The organism is Acinetobacter junii CIP 64.5 (genome assembly GCF_000368765.1).
Classification (GTDB): domain Bacteria; phylum Pseudomonadota; class Gammaproteobacteria; order Pseudomonadales; family Moraxellaceae; genus Acinetobacter; species Acinetobacter junii.
Genome location: NZ_KB849655.1, coordinates 725551 through 742005, shown reverse-complemented (window position 1 = coordinate 742005; position 16455 = coordinate 725551). Strand labels below are relative to the sequence as shown.

General features: G+C 37.9%; 11 protein-coding genes. 3 read left to right on the top strand and 8 right to left on the bottom strand.

Going from position 1 to position 16455, the window contains the following annotated elements:
• Positions 1-82: 82 nt before the first annotated feature.
• Entirely contained in the window at positions 83-841 is a 759-nt protein-coding gene (locus F948_RS09270; RefSeq protein ID WP_004963004.1) for a Nif3-like dinuclear metal center hexameric protein, read from the bottom strand.
• Positions 842-1030: 189 nt separating this feature from the next.
• On the opposite strand from F948_RS09270, the gene F948_RS09265 reads away from it, so the two are divergent.
• Entirely contained in the window at positions 1031-2209 is a 1179-nt protein-coding gene (locus F948_RS09265; RefSeq protein WP_004912314.1) for a trypsin-like peptidase domain-containing protein, read from the top strand.
• Between the two features lie 231 nt (positions 2210-2440).
• Here the strand turns inward: F948_RS09265 and F948_RS09260 are convergent, their stop codons facing one another.
• The 4 genes from F948_RS09260 to map all read right to left on the bottom strand — a co-directional run bounded on the left by F948_RS09260 (position 2441) and on the right by map (position 7633).
• Entirely contained in the window at positions 2441-3655 is a 1215-nt protein-coding gene (locus tag F948_RS09260; RefSeq protein WP_004963002.1) for an alginate export family protein, read from the bottom strand.
• 75 nt (positions 3656-3730) lie between these two features.
• A complete protein-coding gene (locus F948_RS09255; protein ID WP_004682636.1) occupies positions 3731-5077 on the bottom strand; it encodes an MFS transporter in 1347 nt (448 codons plus the stop codon).
• A gap of 390 nt (positions 5078-5467) precedes the next feature.
• Complete coding sequence (locus tag F948_RS09250) at positions 5468-6613, bottom strand: OmpW/AlkL family protein (RefSeq protein ID WP_004963000.1); 1146 nt, start codon at positions 6611-6613, stop codon at positions 5468-5470.
• Between the two features lie 195 nt (positions 6614-6808).
• Positions 6809-7633, bottom strand: coding sequence for a type I methionyl aminopeptidase (gene map, locus F948_RS09245; RefSeq protein WP_004912307.1), 825 nt, complete (start codon positions 7631-7633; stop codon positions 6809-6811).
• Positions 7634-7856: 223 nt separating this feature from the next.
• Here map and rpsB point away from each other — a divergent pair, with 223 nt between their 5' ends.
• Positions 7857-8609: a 30S ribosomal protein S2 gene (gene rpsB / locus F948_RS09240; protein ID WP_004912304.1), complete on the top strand. Its 753-nt coding sequence runs from the start codon at positions 7857-7859 to the stop codon at positions 8607-8609.
• A gap of 137 nt (positions 8610-8746) precedes the next feature.
• Positions 8747-9625, top strand: coding sequence for a translation elongation factor Ts (gene tsf / locus F948_RS09235; RefSeq protein WP_004912300.1), 879 nt, complete (start codon positions 8747-8749; stop codon positions 9623-9625).
• Between the two features lie 65 nt (positions 9626-9690).
• Here tsf and F948_RS09230 read toward each other — a convergent pair whose 3' ends face one another.
• From F948_RS09230 to F948_RS09220, 3 genes are all read right to left on the bottom strand, one after another.
• Positions 9691-10932, bottom strand: a complete 1242-nt coding sequence (locus tag F948_RS09230) for a multifunctional CCA addition/repair protein (protein WP_004962997.1) — start codon at positions 10930-10932, stop codon at positions 9691-9693.
• A gap of 94 nt (positions 10933-11026) precedes the next feature.
• Positions 11027-13297, bottom strand: a complete 2271-nt coding sequence (locus F948_RS09225) for an NADP-dependent malic enzyme (protein ID WP_004962994.1) — start codon at positions 13295-13297, stop codon at positions 11027-11029.
• Between the two features lie 189 nt (positions 13298-13486).
• Complete coding sequence (locus tag F948_RS09220) at positions 13487-16363, bottom strand: bifunctional diguanylate cyclase/phosphodiesterase (RefSeq protein ID WP_004912296.1); 2877 nt, start codon at positions 16361-16363, stop codon at positions 13487-13489.
• Positions 16364-16455: the final 92 nt, after the last annotated feature.

Here is a 16455-nt window from a genome sequence, read left to right as displayed (position 1 = left end):
ACAATAGGGCAGTCTTTTAAAGAACGATATACAATAAAGGTTCAATTAAAAACGATAAATGAAATCGGATTATTCAATTTAATTAAATCGGATTGTTTAACTCAAAATAATCTGTATCTACTGAAAATTGTGTTGCGATTGCCTTAGCTAAACGTTGAACGCCATAACGTTCTGTTGCATGGTGACCACATGCAAAATAATGGATGTTTTGCTCTTTTGCTTCGTAGAAAGTGCGTTCGCTGACTTCACCAGATATGTATGCATCACAATTGGCTTCAGCTGCTTTTGCAATGAAATCTTGAGCGCCTCCAGTACAAAAACCTACCTTGTGAATAGTGTTTTTGCTGCAAGGTAAATGGAGAATATTAAAATCAAAAATATTTTTTAACTTTTCTTTGAACTGTTCAGGGCTTAATGGACTTTCTAGGTAGCCAATATTGCCAATTGGATGCTTTTCAAATGGATCCAAAGCTTCCAAATGGTTTAAACCAATTAAATCTGCAATTGCGGCATTATTACCAAGCGTGGGATGTGAATCCAAAGGTAAATGGTAAGCCACTAAAGAGATATTATTTTGGATTAATTTCTTAATTCGATTACCGCGCATTCCTGTGATTGGATACGGTTCGCCTTTCCAAAAGTAACCATGATGTACGAGCAAAACATCAGCATTTTGCTCAATTGCTGCATCAATTGCATCTTCAGATGCTGTGACAGCGCAAAGAATTTTATTAACTTCAGTTCGACCTTCAATTTGTAAGCCGTTAGGAGCATAGTCTTTAAATTCGTTGGTTTTTAAAGTTTGATTACACCATTGCACAATTTCATGCAAATTAGCCATGCTTATCCTCAGATTGTTAACACTCTCATTGTGAATAATAAAAACATATTTTTAAATGTAACTAAAGCTAGACAAAACTTTTTTAACTTTTGCATTGATTTTAAGGTATTTACTTTACAATGATAGAAATTTCTAGTTCATCAATATTTTACTTACTCATAAACTAATTTCGCCTAGAGGATAATAGACGTGCGCCGTGCATTTACATGGTTACCTTGGGTATTACTCATTCTTGTTATATTTAGTTTTCTGGCTTGGCAGAGATTTCATCAACCTAAACCAACAGTTGCAGCTGATGGTGTAAAAATGCCTGCTGAAAAAGTTGAACCTCTGATTGATACGACACGAGCTGGTGGCGTTGTTTCATATAGTGCTGCAGTTAAAGTTGCTGCACCTGCTGTAGTCAATATTTTTACTACACAAAAAGTCAAACAGTTGAATCATCCATTGCTCAATGATCCTGTATTTCGTGAGTTTTTTGGTAATCAAATGCCACAACAACCACAGAATGAAAATAGTTTAGGTTCTGGGGTAATCGTTCGTGCAGATGGTTATATTCTGACGAATAATCATGTGATCGCTCAGGCTGAACATATTGTGGTTGCTTTGCATGATGGTCGTCGTGCAGAAGCGAAAGTGATCGGCACTGACCCTGATACTGATCTAGCTGTGATTAAAATTGAGTTGGATAAGCTTCCTGTATTGCCATTCAAATTGAGTGGTAATGAAGTTGGTGATGTCGTTCTCGCAATTGGCAATCCATTTGGTGTAGGGCAAACCGTGACTCAAGGGATTATCTCTGCCACTGGTCGTTCTGATCTTGGTATTAATACTTACGAAGACTTTATTCAAACAGATGCTGCAATTAACCCAGGTAACTCTGGCGGTGCATTAATTGATGTCGCTGGTAATTTAATCGGTGTAAATACCGCTATTTTCTCGCAATCAGGTGGATCACTTGGAATTGGTTTTGCGATTCCTGCAAATGTCTGCCAACAGGTTCTAAATTCAATTTTGAAAGATGGACGTGTTGTGCGTGGTTGGTTAGGTATTAGCTTAATTCCGAACACGGTCGAGCAAGATGTATTAGCAGCCAAATCTGTGGGTGTTGTTGTTGCAGATGTTTTACGTGGTGGACCTGCGGATGAAGCAGGGGTGAAGCGTAATGATAAAATTATTCAAGTGAATAATGAGCAGATTACATCCGCATCACACTTAATTAATTATGTTGCATTACAAGCACCTGAAAGCATCATTAATGTGATCGTTGAGCGTGATGGAAAACAACAAACGCTGCAAGTGAAAGTTGGTGAGCGAAAAGTTCAACAAAATGCTCAGTCACAGTACATACCATTACCAAAACGTTAATCAAAGAAAAAAGCTTGCTGAAGGTCAATCAGCAAGCTTTTTAGTTTTTTAAGCTTTTTTATTTTTCATTTAACCAGTCAATTTTTATATTTTGATGACAGTTTTTTGATGCTTTGATGACATTTCATCGCAACTTAACCTTTTCAATTTCTGCACCTTGGTTAATAAAGTGAATCAAATGAAATGATTAAGTGCATTCAATTCCACTGGATTAAAGTGAATGGTTATTGATCAATATTTATAATCGACCTGTAACCATAATTTTTGTGTATCAACACCAAAATCATTTGCTTGATAGTCTGAATATTTTGCTAGAGCAGATAAACCTTTGATTGGTAGGGTATGGCTATAAGAAATTGAATATTCTTGACCGTAATCTATATTCTTTTCCTCGCTTCGATATTGATGCAATTCCGTACCCAGTTTCCCTTTGCTGACAATATTAAAGTTAGATGTGATGTACAAGTCTTTCAAACCATTGGCAGGCGTCGTTAAGAACATATCCGTCCAACCATTAAATTTATGTTTGGTTGCTAATGGTGTTTGGAATGCAATTTTTCCATCATCACTACCAAGAACTTCATAACCAATCGAAATGTCCCCAATAGTTGTTGATTGACTCGATATATTGTAACCCAGCTCAAGAGCATAGTAGTCAGCATCATAATCGGTTGGTTGGTCTGCATATTCTGTTTGATTTGCATATTCTGCTGAATATTTGAAGTCATTTTTCTTACCTGTCACTCTCAAACCATAGGTTTGATTTGACCATGCAGCAAGATCTTCAAAGTCCATCAAATAACCATAAACCACAGCATTTAAAAGAGGGTTGTAATTCATTTTGGCTTGAATCAAATGAATTTTACTTTCTTGTTTACTCGCTTGGGCTTGAATGAACTTAGGCTCAGGTTCTTCACTACCAAAAATTGTATTGACTTGATCAATATATGAATAAAATAATCCAAATTCTTTGCAAAGTTTATAGTTCAAACTTACAGCGTCAAAGGTTTGGTCATTCTGTCTCCAAGCAACTGTACCTACAAAACGTTGATTATCTAAGTTAATTGTTTGACGACCTACGGTTAAATCAAAATTAGGGTTGTAAACATATTTTAAATAGGCTTGATTGAGTTGCAAGTTTTCAGCATCAGGAACAGTGCTGTATTGAGTTTGACTATTTCGAGTGCTATTAAATTCATCATTAATCTCGACTGTACCTTCACCTTGAACGAATGCACTTAGACCATACCATGAACCCGTTTGGATCGCAGGACGAATACGTAATGTCCATGCATCAGCATTTTTGAGAGTATTATCTTGATCAACAAGCTCATAACGTAAGCGAGTATCTAAGCTAAGTTTTGTTTGAGAGAAAAAATTATCTGATGCTGAAGTAAGGGTAGATAAACATGCAAGCGTGATTAATGAATACGAAAATTTATTCATCGCAGTATCCTTAATAAAGTATTTGAATTTGGAGAGAGGGAGGATGAGAAAGCCTCATCCTCTAAAAGTATGCATTTAGGTTGTTAAATTACGCTCAAGCAAAGCTTGTTCATATAATTCTTTTTCTTTGTCTTTGTGTTCAACTGAGAAGCGAATGAGAACGACAGTGAATGCAGCTACAGTCACAAGGCATCCCAAAATCATCAAACAAGTTTGAACATCAAGTAAGCCTTTTAATAAGAAACCTGCTGCGACTGCACCCACATTTCCGCCTGCACCAATAATACCTGCTACGCCACCAAGAGCATTACGATCAATAAATGGTACTAAGGCATATGTCGCACCGCATGACATGTGTGTAAATAATGCAAACACAGTCATCGTGATGATCGCCAAACCAATTGTATTCATTTGAGAGAATAAAATGAGGAACAAGCCTTCAAGTAAAATCAGGATGAATAAAACTTTTGTACGACCATCTAATCCTTTAGTAAGTGCCACTTTATCCGATACGATACCACCAAGTGCACGAGCGAATAGTGCGAGAAGACCAAAGATACCCGCAGTTAAACCTGCTTCTTTTAAACCCATGTTGAAGTGATCGACGTAGTACATTGCTGCAATATTATGAATGAAGATTTCGATACCGAAACATGCTGCATAAGAGACAAATAGGATCCAAACGCGGTAGTTACGTGCTGCCTGCATTAAAATCGCCATTCCACCTTTTTTACCGCTACCAACTTCGACACCGTTCGCACGTAATTCTTTGAAATCACCTTGTGGACAGTCTTGAGTAAGTTTCCAATAAAGTACACCAACAATTACCATCATAATGCCAGGTACAAGCAGTGCAATTCTCCAGCCCATTGCTTGTTCTACACCAAACATCACAATTGCACCGAGAATTAACGGCATGATTGCTTGTGTTGCACCACCACCTGCATTTCCCCAACCTGCAGATGCTGCATTTGCTGTACCGACAACGTTAGGCGCAAACATAACGCTAGTATGGTATTGAGTGATAACGAAGCTCGCACCAATTGCACCAATTAAAAGGCGGAAGAAAAGGAACGACTCATAGGTATTTGCTGCTGCAACACCGAATACTGGGATACTGCCCAAGATTAATAATGCAGTGTATGTTTTACGAGGTCCGTACTTATCGCAAAGTGGACCAACGATTAGGCGAATCAGAATAGTGATGGCAACAGCCGCAATATTGATATTTGCAATCTGATCTTTGGTTAAATTAAATTCCCCTTTAATAACTGGCATTAATGGAGCACATGCAAACCATGCGAAGAAACACACGAAAAATGCAAGCCATGTCATATGGAAGGCGCGCATCGCAGGAGTGGAAAAGCTGAATAATTTTATTTCAGTCGCTTTTTTTGCATCTAAATTCATATTTGAAGACATAGCCTTCTCCTGAACTGAACGAAATATTACTCTGTAAGCCAAATGCTTATGCTTACAAACCGAACAGAACGGACATCATTGGCCGCCAACAAATTTTTTTGAATCGACATTGATTCTGTATGTTATGAAGTATGCAAGGGATGTGCCAATAAAAATATTTAACCAAAAGAACAATTTAAAATTCTAATTTAAATCGCGAAAATTAATTATTCTATTGTTATAGATTCCGAGTGGGCAGTTGCTTAAATTTTAAAAACAGGAAATGTGATAGCAACTGTAAGGCAATATTGAATGAGTTGTTTTTAAATGGTGCATCATTTTTATACAGTTTGATTAAAAACATAGCGATCGAAAAAAAGCAGCCGAAGCTGCTTTGATAAAAAGAAAAGATTAGAAACGGTAGCCGATACCTGCATAACCTAAAATAGGATTAATTTCGATATCTGCTTTGGCTTTAATTAATTCCCCATATTTTGAATCATTCACAGTAATAGTAGCATCAGTACTTAAGTGAGCATAAGATACAGAGCCTACAGCGTACCATTTTTCATTAAAATCATAGGTAAAACCAACCGTTGCTACAGGAGCAAAAGTATCTGAAGCATCTAACTTAACTTTTGGATTTCCTGAGCTTTTTTTCTGGTCTAGAGCTGCGCCAGCTTTACCGTCTTTAATATTGACAATCATATGACCAGCATTGACAAGATCTTTTTCCAAGTCTGGGTTCATTTCTAGTTCACTGAAGTAAGCATACATGAGCCCTAAACCAACATATGGTCTAAATTTATTTATACCGGTTTTTCCAAAGCGGTATTGGAGTTCGAATGCAGGTGTCCAAGCACGTGCGGAAGATGTCTTTTTATGGGCTTCTAAGTCCGTAATGAAAATATCTTTCTTTAATGGAAGATCACCAACTACTACACCTAATCCTTCTGGGGTAGCGATCCCTGTTAAAGGTGCATAAATTTTTCCTTTACCTTGAATATCTACTTTAGGAGGGATACCAGCTTTAACTTCCAACGACAGATTATCTGTAAAATGATAACTTGTCATGATCCCTAAGGTTAGAACATCATCGGCTTCAAGACCTGTACCTTGATTTTCCCATGAAGATAAACCATTGATTTCTGCTGTACCTGCAGTGCTCGCTCTGAGGTACTGTGCTCCATCATCACCTTTATAAGAGACAATACCTTCTTTACCCAAATTAAGGAGTGTATGTCTTTCTAGATCAAGAACGCCTTTTAATATAGCTTTTTTAGCTGTAGCTTCTGGTTGTGATTCATCAATCGCGTCTAATACAGAATCGCCTTTGACATCTCCAACTTTGGTTTTGGTTCCCTCTGCAACAGAGGTATTTACACGTATAGGTTGTCCTTTACCCGTTGGTTTTACATATAGGGGACCAGCTGAAATAGAGAAGCGCTTAAACCCATCTCCATCTTTGAGGCTAAAATATGGTGAATCTGCAAAAGTAAGTGTAGGAAGGGCACATAAACCTGTTGTAATCAGGCATGCAAATGACTTCTTCATCATCTTGGGACTCCATGTCCTAAAGTTTGTAAGGATTTTTCTTGCGCTCACCATAACGTTTTTTTATGCAGAATTTGTATAGATAGAATTTATAATTGTTATTCTTATGAATGTTTTTGTTTAATTTAATTAACTAATAACTTTTTTAAAAGCATAAAAAAAGCTACCGAAGTAGCTTAAATGAAACAAAGAAATCGCTTACATGAAGCGAGATAAATCTTCTTCTGGACGAGCGGTAAGGACTTCAATACCAGTTTGAGTTACTAAAATAGTATGTTCATATTGTGCGGACAACTTATGATCTTTTGTGACAACAGTCCATTTATCACCTAATAATTTTGTTTGCCAAACGCCAGCGTTCACCATTGGTTCAATAGTAAAGGTCATGCCAGCCTCTAAACGCATTCCTGTACCTTTTTGTCCATAGTGTAGAACTTGTGGTTCATCATGGAACACATTTCCAATACCATGACCACAATATTCTCGAACTACGCTAAAACGCTCAGACTCAACATATTGTTGAATTGCATGTCCGATATCACCTAAATAAGAACCATCACGTACAGTCGCCATACCACGATACATAGCTTCTTGTGCAACCTGACACAAACGGTTTGCCAAAATAGACGTCTCACCACCTACGATATACATCATATTGGTATCGCCGTGATAACCGTCTTTGATTACTGTGACATCAATATTTAGAATATCGCCGTTTTTTAAAATTTTATTTTCAGATGGAATACCATGACAAACGACATGGTTAACAGATGTGCAAATTGAATGTTGAAATGCAGGTCGACCTGGAGCTGCACCATAACCTACACAAGCAGGAATAGCATCTTGTACATTTTCAATATGATTGCGACAGATTGTATCGAGTTCTAAAGTACTCACTCCCGCTTTAATATGCGGTTTAATCATGTCTAAAACTTCAGCCGCCAATTTCCCCGCGATGCGCATTTTTTCAATTTCATCGGGAGTTTTGATTAATCGACGAGGAGCTGTATAAGTCGTGTTCATGATCTCTAAAAACTTTTGGTAATTCGCAAGCGTCTATGGTATAAATAGCCGCCTATTTTATCAAATGCTTTTCGTGACTATTTTCTAAATAAGAAGTGGTTCGAAAAATTGATAAGTAGTTATACAAAATCCGCACATATATCGTCACATTACTCTGGGTGCCTAGCAATAGGTGGAGAATGCGGATATATGGAGGCCTAACCCAAACTTTAAGGTAAAGAAAATGGCAGATTACAACGTAAGCATGCGCGACCTTCTTCAAGCAGGCGCACACTTTGGTCACCAAACTCGTTTCTGGAACCCAAAAATGCGTCAATACATTTTTGGCGCGCGTAACAAAATTCACATCATCAACCTTGAGCACACTGTTCCTGCGTTAAATGATGCATTGAACTTCGTTAACAACTTGGCGAGCAAAAAGAACAAAGTATTATTCGTTGGTACGAAACGTGCTGCTTCTAACATCATCCGTGAACAAGCTCAACGTGCTGGTCAACCATATGTAGATCACCGTTGGTTAGGTGGTATGTTGACGAACTGGAAAACTCTTCGCCAATCTATCAACCGTTTAAAAGATCTTCAAACTCAATCTCAAGATGGTACTTTTGCTAAGCTTACTAAACGTGAAGCCTTAGAGCGTACTCGTGAGATGGACAAGCTTGAACGTGCTTTAGGCGGCGTTAAGAACATGGGTGGTTTACCTGACGCATTATTTGTAATCGATGTTGACCACGAAGCGATTGCAATCAAAGAAGCTAAAAACTTAGGTATTCCTGTAATCGGTATCGTTGATACAAACTCAAACCCAGATAACGTAGATTACGTTATTCCTGGTAACGATGATGCGATCCGTGCAGTAACGTTATACGCTTCAGCTATGGCTGACGCTATCATTGCTGGTAAAGAATACGCTCAATCACAAGCGAACGCTCAAGCAAAAGGCGATGACGCTGCGAAAGACGCTTCTGAGGCTTAATGCGTTTTGACGCAAGCTTGTCATTTTTGCGACATGTAATGGTGGCAAATTAAAGCGTCGAGATTGCAAACGGTCCAGAGTTTCTTTGGGCCGTTTTTGTTGAACAGATTTATTTTCTACCGATTTAGGAGATCAACATGACTGCAATTACTGCAAGCATGGTAAAAGAATTACGTGACCGTACTGGTCTTGCAATGATGGAATGCAAAAAAGCATTAACAGAAGCAAACGGCGACATCGAACTTGCAATTGATAACCTTCGTAAATCAGGTCAAGCAAAAGCAGCTAAAAAAGCTGGTAACATTGCTGCTGATGGTGCGATCACGATCATTCAAAACGGTAACAAAGCGATTCTTGTTGAAGTTAACTGTCAAACTGACTTCGTTGCTAAAGACGACAACTTCAAAAACTTCTCTGACAAAGTTGCTACAGCTGCACTTGCTGCTGGTGAAACTGATGCAGCAAAAATTGCTGAACTTAAGCTTGAAGACGGTGCTACTGTAGAAGAAGCTCGTGTTGCGCTTGTTCAAAAAATCGGTGAAAACATCCAAGTTCGTCGTGCACAAATCGTTGAAGGCGAAAACTTAGCTGTTTACAAGCACGGTTTAAAAATCGGTGTTGTTGTTTCTTATACAGGTGATGCAGACACTGGTAAAGGTATTGCAATGCACGTTGCTGCGTTCAACCCAGTTGCAGTAAATGCTGAAGCTGTTCCAGCTGACTTAATCGCTAAAGAGAAAGAAATTGCTGAAGCGAAAGCTGTAGAATCTGGCAAGCCAGCAAACATCGTTGAGAAAATGGTAACTGGTTCAGTAGAAAAATACTTGAACGAAGTTGCTCTTGATCGTCAAATGTATGTTATCGACAACGATAAGAAAGTTGCTGATGTATTAAAAGCAACTGGTACAGTTGTAGCTCAATTCGTTCGTTTCGAAGTAGGCGAAGGTATTGAGAAGAAAGCTGAAATGAGCTTTGCTGATGAAGTTGCTGCTGCTCAAGCTGCTGCTGCTCAATAATTTTTATTGAATCAGTAAAATAAAAAAACCCAGTCACTTTTGACTGGGTTTTTTTTATGCAAAAATTATGATGCAGATGATGGCTCATCATGCTGTTCTTTAAATTTAGCCAAAGCATCAATGCGATATTGAATCAACATTTCACCTATTTCAACACCTTGAATATCTGGCGGTAAATCTTGAGCACGTATTTTTCTCACAATTTCCATCGCATCTAAGATGTATTGTGCTTGTGGATAGGGGCGATTCTCTAAACCTAAACGACCTTTGGCATCACATTCACATGCCTGTACAAATGCCTGAACTTTCTCAGGTTTGCGTAATACATCTAAACGTTGTAATAAGCGCCATAGCGTGCCAGGTTTAAGGTTTTTGGCTTGGTGACATTTTAAATGTTCTTTACAAACGATAAGCGCCAAATTCTTGAGCTGTGTAGGGACTTTTAAGCGATCAGAAATATCACCAACAGGTTTTAAACCTCTTTCTTCATGCATAATATGCTTGGGTAATTCCTCAGCAGGAGTGAGCGCCTTCCCTAAATCATGTACAAGTACTGCATAACGAACGTCTAGGGCGTAATTTGCTAAACAGGCTTGTCTTAATGACATTAAAGTATGAATACCACAGTCAATTTCTGGGTGGAATTCGGGGCGTTGTGGAACACCAAATAATGCATCTATCTCAGGAAATAAAACTTTGAGAGCATTACAGTCTCTGAGCGTTTGAAAGTACACATCGGCATGATCTTCCATCAATGCACGAGAGGTTTCTTTCCAAACCCGTTCAGGTGTTAGTGCATCTAATTCACCAGAACTTGCGATTTCACTCATTAGGTTTAATGTTTCTTCAGCAATCTTAAATCCGTAAGCTGTATAACGTGCAGCAAATCTTGCAACGCGTAAAACACGAAGTGGGTCTTCAATAAAAGCATCTGAGACATGACGAAGAATTTTTTGGTTAAGATCATCTTGACCACCATAGGGATCATAAATGTTTCCATTTTCATCCATTGCCATTGCATTGATGGTGAGATCACGACGTATTAAATCTTCTTCTAATTTGACTGTTTTATCGGTATGAAATTGAAATCCATGATATCCCACGCCAGACTTACGTTCTGTACGCGCGAGAGCATATTCTTCTTTTGTTTTTGGATGAAGAAATACAGGGAAGTCTTTACCTACAGGTTGAAATCCATCTGCGAGTAATTGTTCGGGTGTTGCTCCGACCACCACGTAATCTTTTTCGTGATAGGGGTGCCCAAGTAAATGATCTCTGACAGCACCGCCTACTAAATAAACTTGCATAAAAAACCTCTATTCTTCACACAATCATGCAACAGAATAGAGGTTTTCTCAAGCATTAAGCGAAGCTTTTCTCGAAAAGCTCTGCTTAAGATAATCAGTTTTGACTTTGCTGAATTTCTGCAACCGTCAATGCTGTCATATTAACTAAACGACGTGTTGTTGCCGTTGGGGTTAAGATATGAACTGGCTTAGCAGCACCTAATAAAATAGGACCAATAGTAACGTTGTTACCAGAAGTTGCTTTTAAGAGGTTAAATGAAATATTCGCTGCATCAAGATTAGGCATGATCAAAAGATTTGCTGAACCTTTAAAACGTGAGTTCGGGAATGCAAAATGACGAATATTGTCGTCTAATGCTGCATCACCATGCATTTCACCTTCAACTTCAAGCTCAGGAGCTTGTTCTGAAAGTAAACGGAAGACTTCACGCATCTTTTGAGCACTTGGGTCAAACTGATCGCTACCAAAACTAGAGTGAGAAAGCAGAGCAACACGAGGTGTCATACCAAAGCGACGAACTTCTTCAGCAGCTAAAATTGTCATTTCAGCAAGCTGTTCAGCAGTAGGGTTAGTATTTACATAGGTGTCAGCAATAAATAAGTTGCGATCTTCAAGCATAAGCGCATTTAAAGTAAAGAATGTACTGCGACCTTCTTTTAGTCCAATGACATTTTTAACGAAATCTAAATGGATATCGTAGCTTGAGTAAGTACCACACAACATACCATCAGCTTTGCCAAACTTCACCATCAATGCTGCGATTAGTGTTGAGCGACGACGTGCTTCACGCTGAGCATACTCAACTGTTACACCTTTGCGCTGCATTGTTTGATAATAGTCTTTCCAGAACTCTTCATATAAAGGGTTTTGTTCTTGATCTGCGATTTCAATGTTTACGCCATGTTGTAAGCGTAAGCCTAATTTCTTGATATTCGCTTCGATCACAGTTGTACGACCAATCAGGATTGGTTTAGCAAGACCTTCATCAACAACGATTTGTACTGCACGTAATACGCGTTCGTCTTCACCTTCAGCATAAGCAATGCGTTTAGGATCAGATTTAGCTTGAGAGAAAATAGGCTTCATCAAGAATGCTGAGTTGTATACAAACTCAGAAAGACGCTGACGGTAAGCTGAGAAATCTTCGATAGGACGAGTTGCTACACCTGAATCCATCGCTGCTTTAGCAACTGCTGGTGCAATTTCAAGAATCAAGCGTTGATCAAGTGGGCGAGGAATTAAATAATTACGACCAAATGAAGCTGATTTCTCGCCATACGTTGCAGCATCTGCTTCAATATGAGCCATGCGAGCGATTGCATGTACACATGCGATCTTCATTTCTTCATTAATTGTAGTTGCACCGACGTCTAGTGCACCACGGAAGATATATGGGAAACAAAGCGCATTATTAACTTGGTTTGGATAGTCTGAACGACCAGTCGCCATAATAACATCAGGACGAACTTCGTGAGCATGCTCTGGTAAGATTTCTGGATCTGGGTTGGCTAAAGCAAAGATAATTGGGTTTTCAGCCATTTCTTTAACCATTTCTTTGGTTAAAATGCCAGCTGCTGAAAGACCTAAGAACATATCAGCGCCAGCCATTACTTCATGTAATTGCGTTGCTTGAATGTCTTGTACATAACGTTTCTTTGATTCATCTAGACCATCACGTGAAGTTGTGAGTAAACCACGAGAGTCAGCCACGATGATATTTTGTTTATTTACACCGAGTGCACACAATAAATCTAAACAAGAGAGGGCAGCTGCACCCGCACCTGAAGCGACAATTTTAATATCTTCGATTTTTTTATTTACGATTTGCAATGCATTTAGAAGTGCAGAACCAACAATAATACTTGTACCGTGTTGGTCATCATGGAACACAGGAATTTTCATGCGTTCGCGTAATTTTTTCTCGATATAGAAACATTCAGGTGCTTTGATATCTTCTAGATTGATACCACCAAATGTTGGTTCAAGAGATGCAACGATATCGACGATTTTATCTGGATCATTTTCAGCGATTTCGATGTCGAAAACATCAACGCCAGCAAACTTCTTGAATAAAACGCCTTTACCTTCCATTACAGGTTTAGAGGCAAGAGGACCAATATTACCCAAACCAAGCACGGCGGTACCATTACTCACGACTGCGACTAGGTTTCCGCGAGCTGTGTATTTCGCAGCAGCAGAAGGGTCACGTTCGATTTCCAAACATGGAGCAGCAACACCAGGAGAATATGCAAGCGCTAAATCTCGTTGGTTAACGAGCTGCTTGCTAGGTGTCACACTGATTTTTCCTGGGGTTGGAAATTCATGGTAATACAAAGCGGCTTGTTTTAAAGATTGATCGTCCATCTGAGTCTCGATTGTTCCGATAATAATCAGGATATATGTCTGATTATTATATTAAGATAAGTGCACAAGAATATAGCACTAGTTCACGCATTCGCCCAGTCAAAATAGCTTATTTTCACTGAACGTATGTGCTTATTGACAATTTATTTTTTGATCAAAATAAACATTCAAAAAGCTCGAATTGTAATGTTATATGGAATATCTCGCGGTTGACATTCTCATGTGTTGTTGCAAGTAGTCTGTAGCATCCGAAGCAGTTAAAGGTTTCGCAAATAAGTAACCCTGTAATATGTCACAATTTTGTCGCTTCAAGTAGTCACGTTGCTGTTCAGTTTCTACACCTTCAGCAACAACTTTTAAGCCAATGGTTTTACCCATGGCAATCATGGCATTAACTATCGCATCTTGCTTTGGATCACCAATTTTTGAAATGAATGCACGGTCAATTTTTAAAATGTCAATTGGATATTCGGTTAGGTAGGCGAGTGAAGAATAACCAGTCCCGAAGTCATCTAATGCAATTGAAATATTGCGTTCTTTGAGTGCACAAAGCACCATTTTTACGTTTTCAGTATTTTCTAAAAACGCAGATTCAGTGATTTCTAATTCAAGATTTTCCCCACCAATTGAGTATTGATCTAACACAGCATCAATATCTTGAAGCAATTGTCCCCGTAAGATTTGTTGAGCCACAATGTTTACAGCAACGTGTATGTGCACAAAGCCAAGTTTTTGCCAAACTTGAAGTTGACGTGCCGCTTCATAAAGTACAAAACGACCAATATCAGAAATTAGACTTGTACTTTCAGCAAGTGGAATAAAGATATCAGGCATGATTAAGCCTTTTGTTGGATGCTTCCAACGAATCAGAGCTTCAAAACCTGTAATATTGGAATTTTGAGTATTTATTTTTGGTTGGTAATACACCACAAGTTCTTTATTTTGAATTGCTTTTCTTAGATCAAGTTCCAAATCCGTATGCTTAGCCACAAAGTTTGTGCGTTCGCTTGAGTAATAACGGATGGTATTTCCACCTAAACGTTTGGCTTCTGTGAGTGCTTGTTCTGCATGAGTATTTAAATTATCTACTTGACGTCCATGCTCAGGGTAAATTGCAACACCAATCGAGATACTAACCACATGTTCTTGATCGGCAATGTAGAAAGGTTTGCTAAAGGCTTCCACGATATTATTGCAAATTTGATGAATTGGAGGGTGCAAAGGGGATATTTCATAGATGATTGCAAAATCATCAGCACTTAAATGAGCGACCAATAATGCATCTATATTGCTGATTCGTAGGCGTTGTGCAACTTGTTTTAAAAGCTCATTACCAGCTTGATTACTTAATAATTCATTTAATGCACGGAATCGATCTATATTTAAGCGAATGACGGCTAGATGCTGAATCGATGCTTCATTTACCAAGTATTGATGGAGTTGTTGATGGTAATAAAAGCGATTTGGTAGATCAGTTAAAGTGTCATAATTGGTTAAATATGATAAGCGTTGTTCTTGGTGTTTACGTTCACTTTGATCTGAAACGATACCGATATAATTTAATACTCGATCAGACTCATCTTTAACTGCATTGATGTGTATCCAAAGAAAACAAGATTTTTCAGATAGATAGGTTTCTTGGAACTCTCCTTCATATTCAAATTCTTCATGTAAAGTATCGAGAATAGAGAGATGAAAATTTAAGTGATGTTGTTTAGTCTGTTTTGTGATTTCGAATAAATGTTTATTCAAAATATATTGTTTGTCTAAACCAGTAAGTTGTTCATATTTTGGATTGACTTCAAGATAGTTAAAGTTTTCATCTAGAATAAAAATACCTTCGGATGCTTGTTCAAAAACACTTGCGGCTAATTTTAGTCGTTCTTGATCTTTCTTTTCTTGATTAATGTCTCGATGAATACCAACCATTCTTAGTGGTGTACCGTCTTTTGGATTTCGCTGAATCACTTGACCAACATCATGAATCCAACTCCAATCACCATTCGAACGTTTTATTCTGAAGGTTTCTTCATAACGTTTGGTTTGGCCACACAAATGACTATATATCGTATTTTTTACACGTTCAGCATCATCAGGATGAACGATTTTACTCAATAGTTCGTAATGATTCTCTGAATTGCGTGTCACTTCTTTTTGGTGAGAATTTGTTACACCAACCGTATTCTTTTCAAGATTCCATTCCCATGGACGGATTCCAGCAGTTTCATGCGCAAATGCTAAATTTTGACGATGCTCTTCGAGTCGCTCATTCATCTTAGTAAGATCGTATGTCCGTTCACGTACTTTCTGTTCCAATAAATGGTTATTGAATTGCAGTTGTGCCTCGATATCTTTAGATTTATTTACTTCTCGCTGCAATTGTTGGCATAGCTCTTCAGTCCATTGGTTATGTTGTTCTGCAACATCTATCAGTTGCTTATTTTTTTCAAGGACTTGAAAGAAACGTTTATGAATTTTGAACGTTGCATGTGCACATAATAAAGTTGCAACAAAAGAAAAATAATAGGCTACATAAAACAAAGTATGTTCTTGGTCTCTATTTATAATTTGAGAAAGAACAAGAGGGAGAACACTAGGAATAAAAAACAAGAAAAAATAGCGAATATGCTGTGTTAAAAAGGTCAGCGAAATAATGTGTGATGATGTGAGGAGTAGTGCAGTTAATGTGAGAATGTGAGAATGTGAGAGATGGGGAACATCTTTAATAAGCAGTTGGCTAATAACCACAGTGCCTACACCCATTAAGCTACCTATACAAAGACAAATCAGTTGAAAAGTCAGATTGGTTTTTTTAGCATGACGAACAGATGTGTAATGTTTAAGCGAGAAGTTGCAGATAATTAAAAAAATACTTAATACAATTAGTGAACTTATCGTCCAAATAGAGAAGATGTTTAAATCAAATGAATAGAAAAAACCGAATAAAAAATAATCGATTAAAATAATGAAGATTACGCTTACAACAAATAGACGTATATGGTTAGGATAATTAATCTGATCCGTATATATAAATTGTGGCAAATTTTTTTCCAGAACCCCTGACATATAAAGAATAATCCTTTTCGTTTTTTATCAGTGTTCACAGTCTTTATTTTTTTGTAAACACTATAGAGTTTTGTTTTAAATTAACGCTAAAG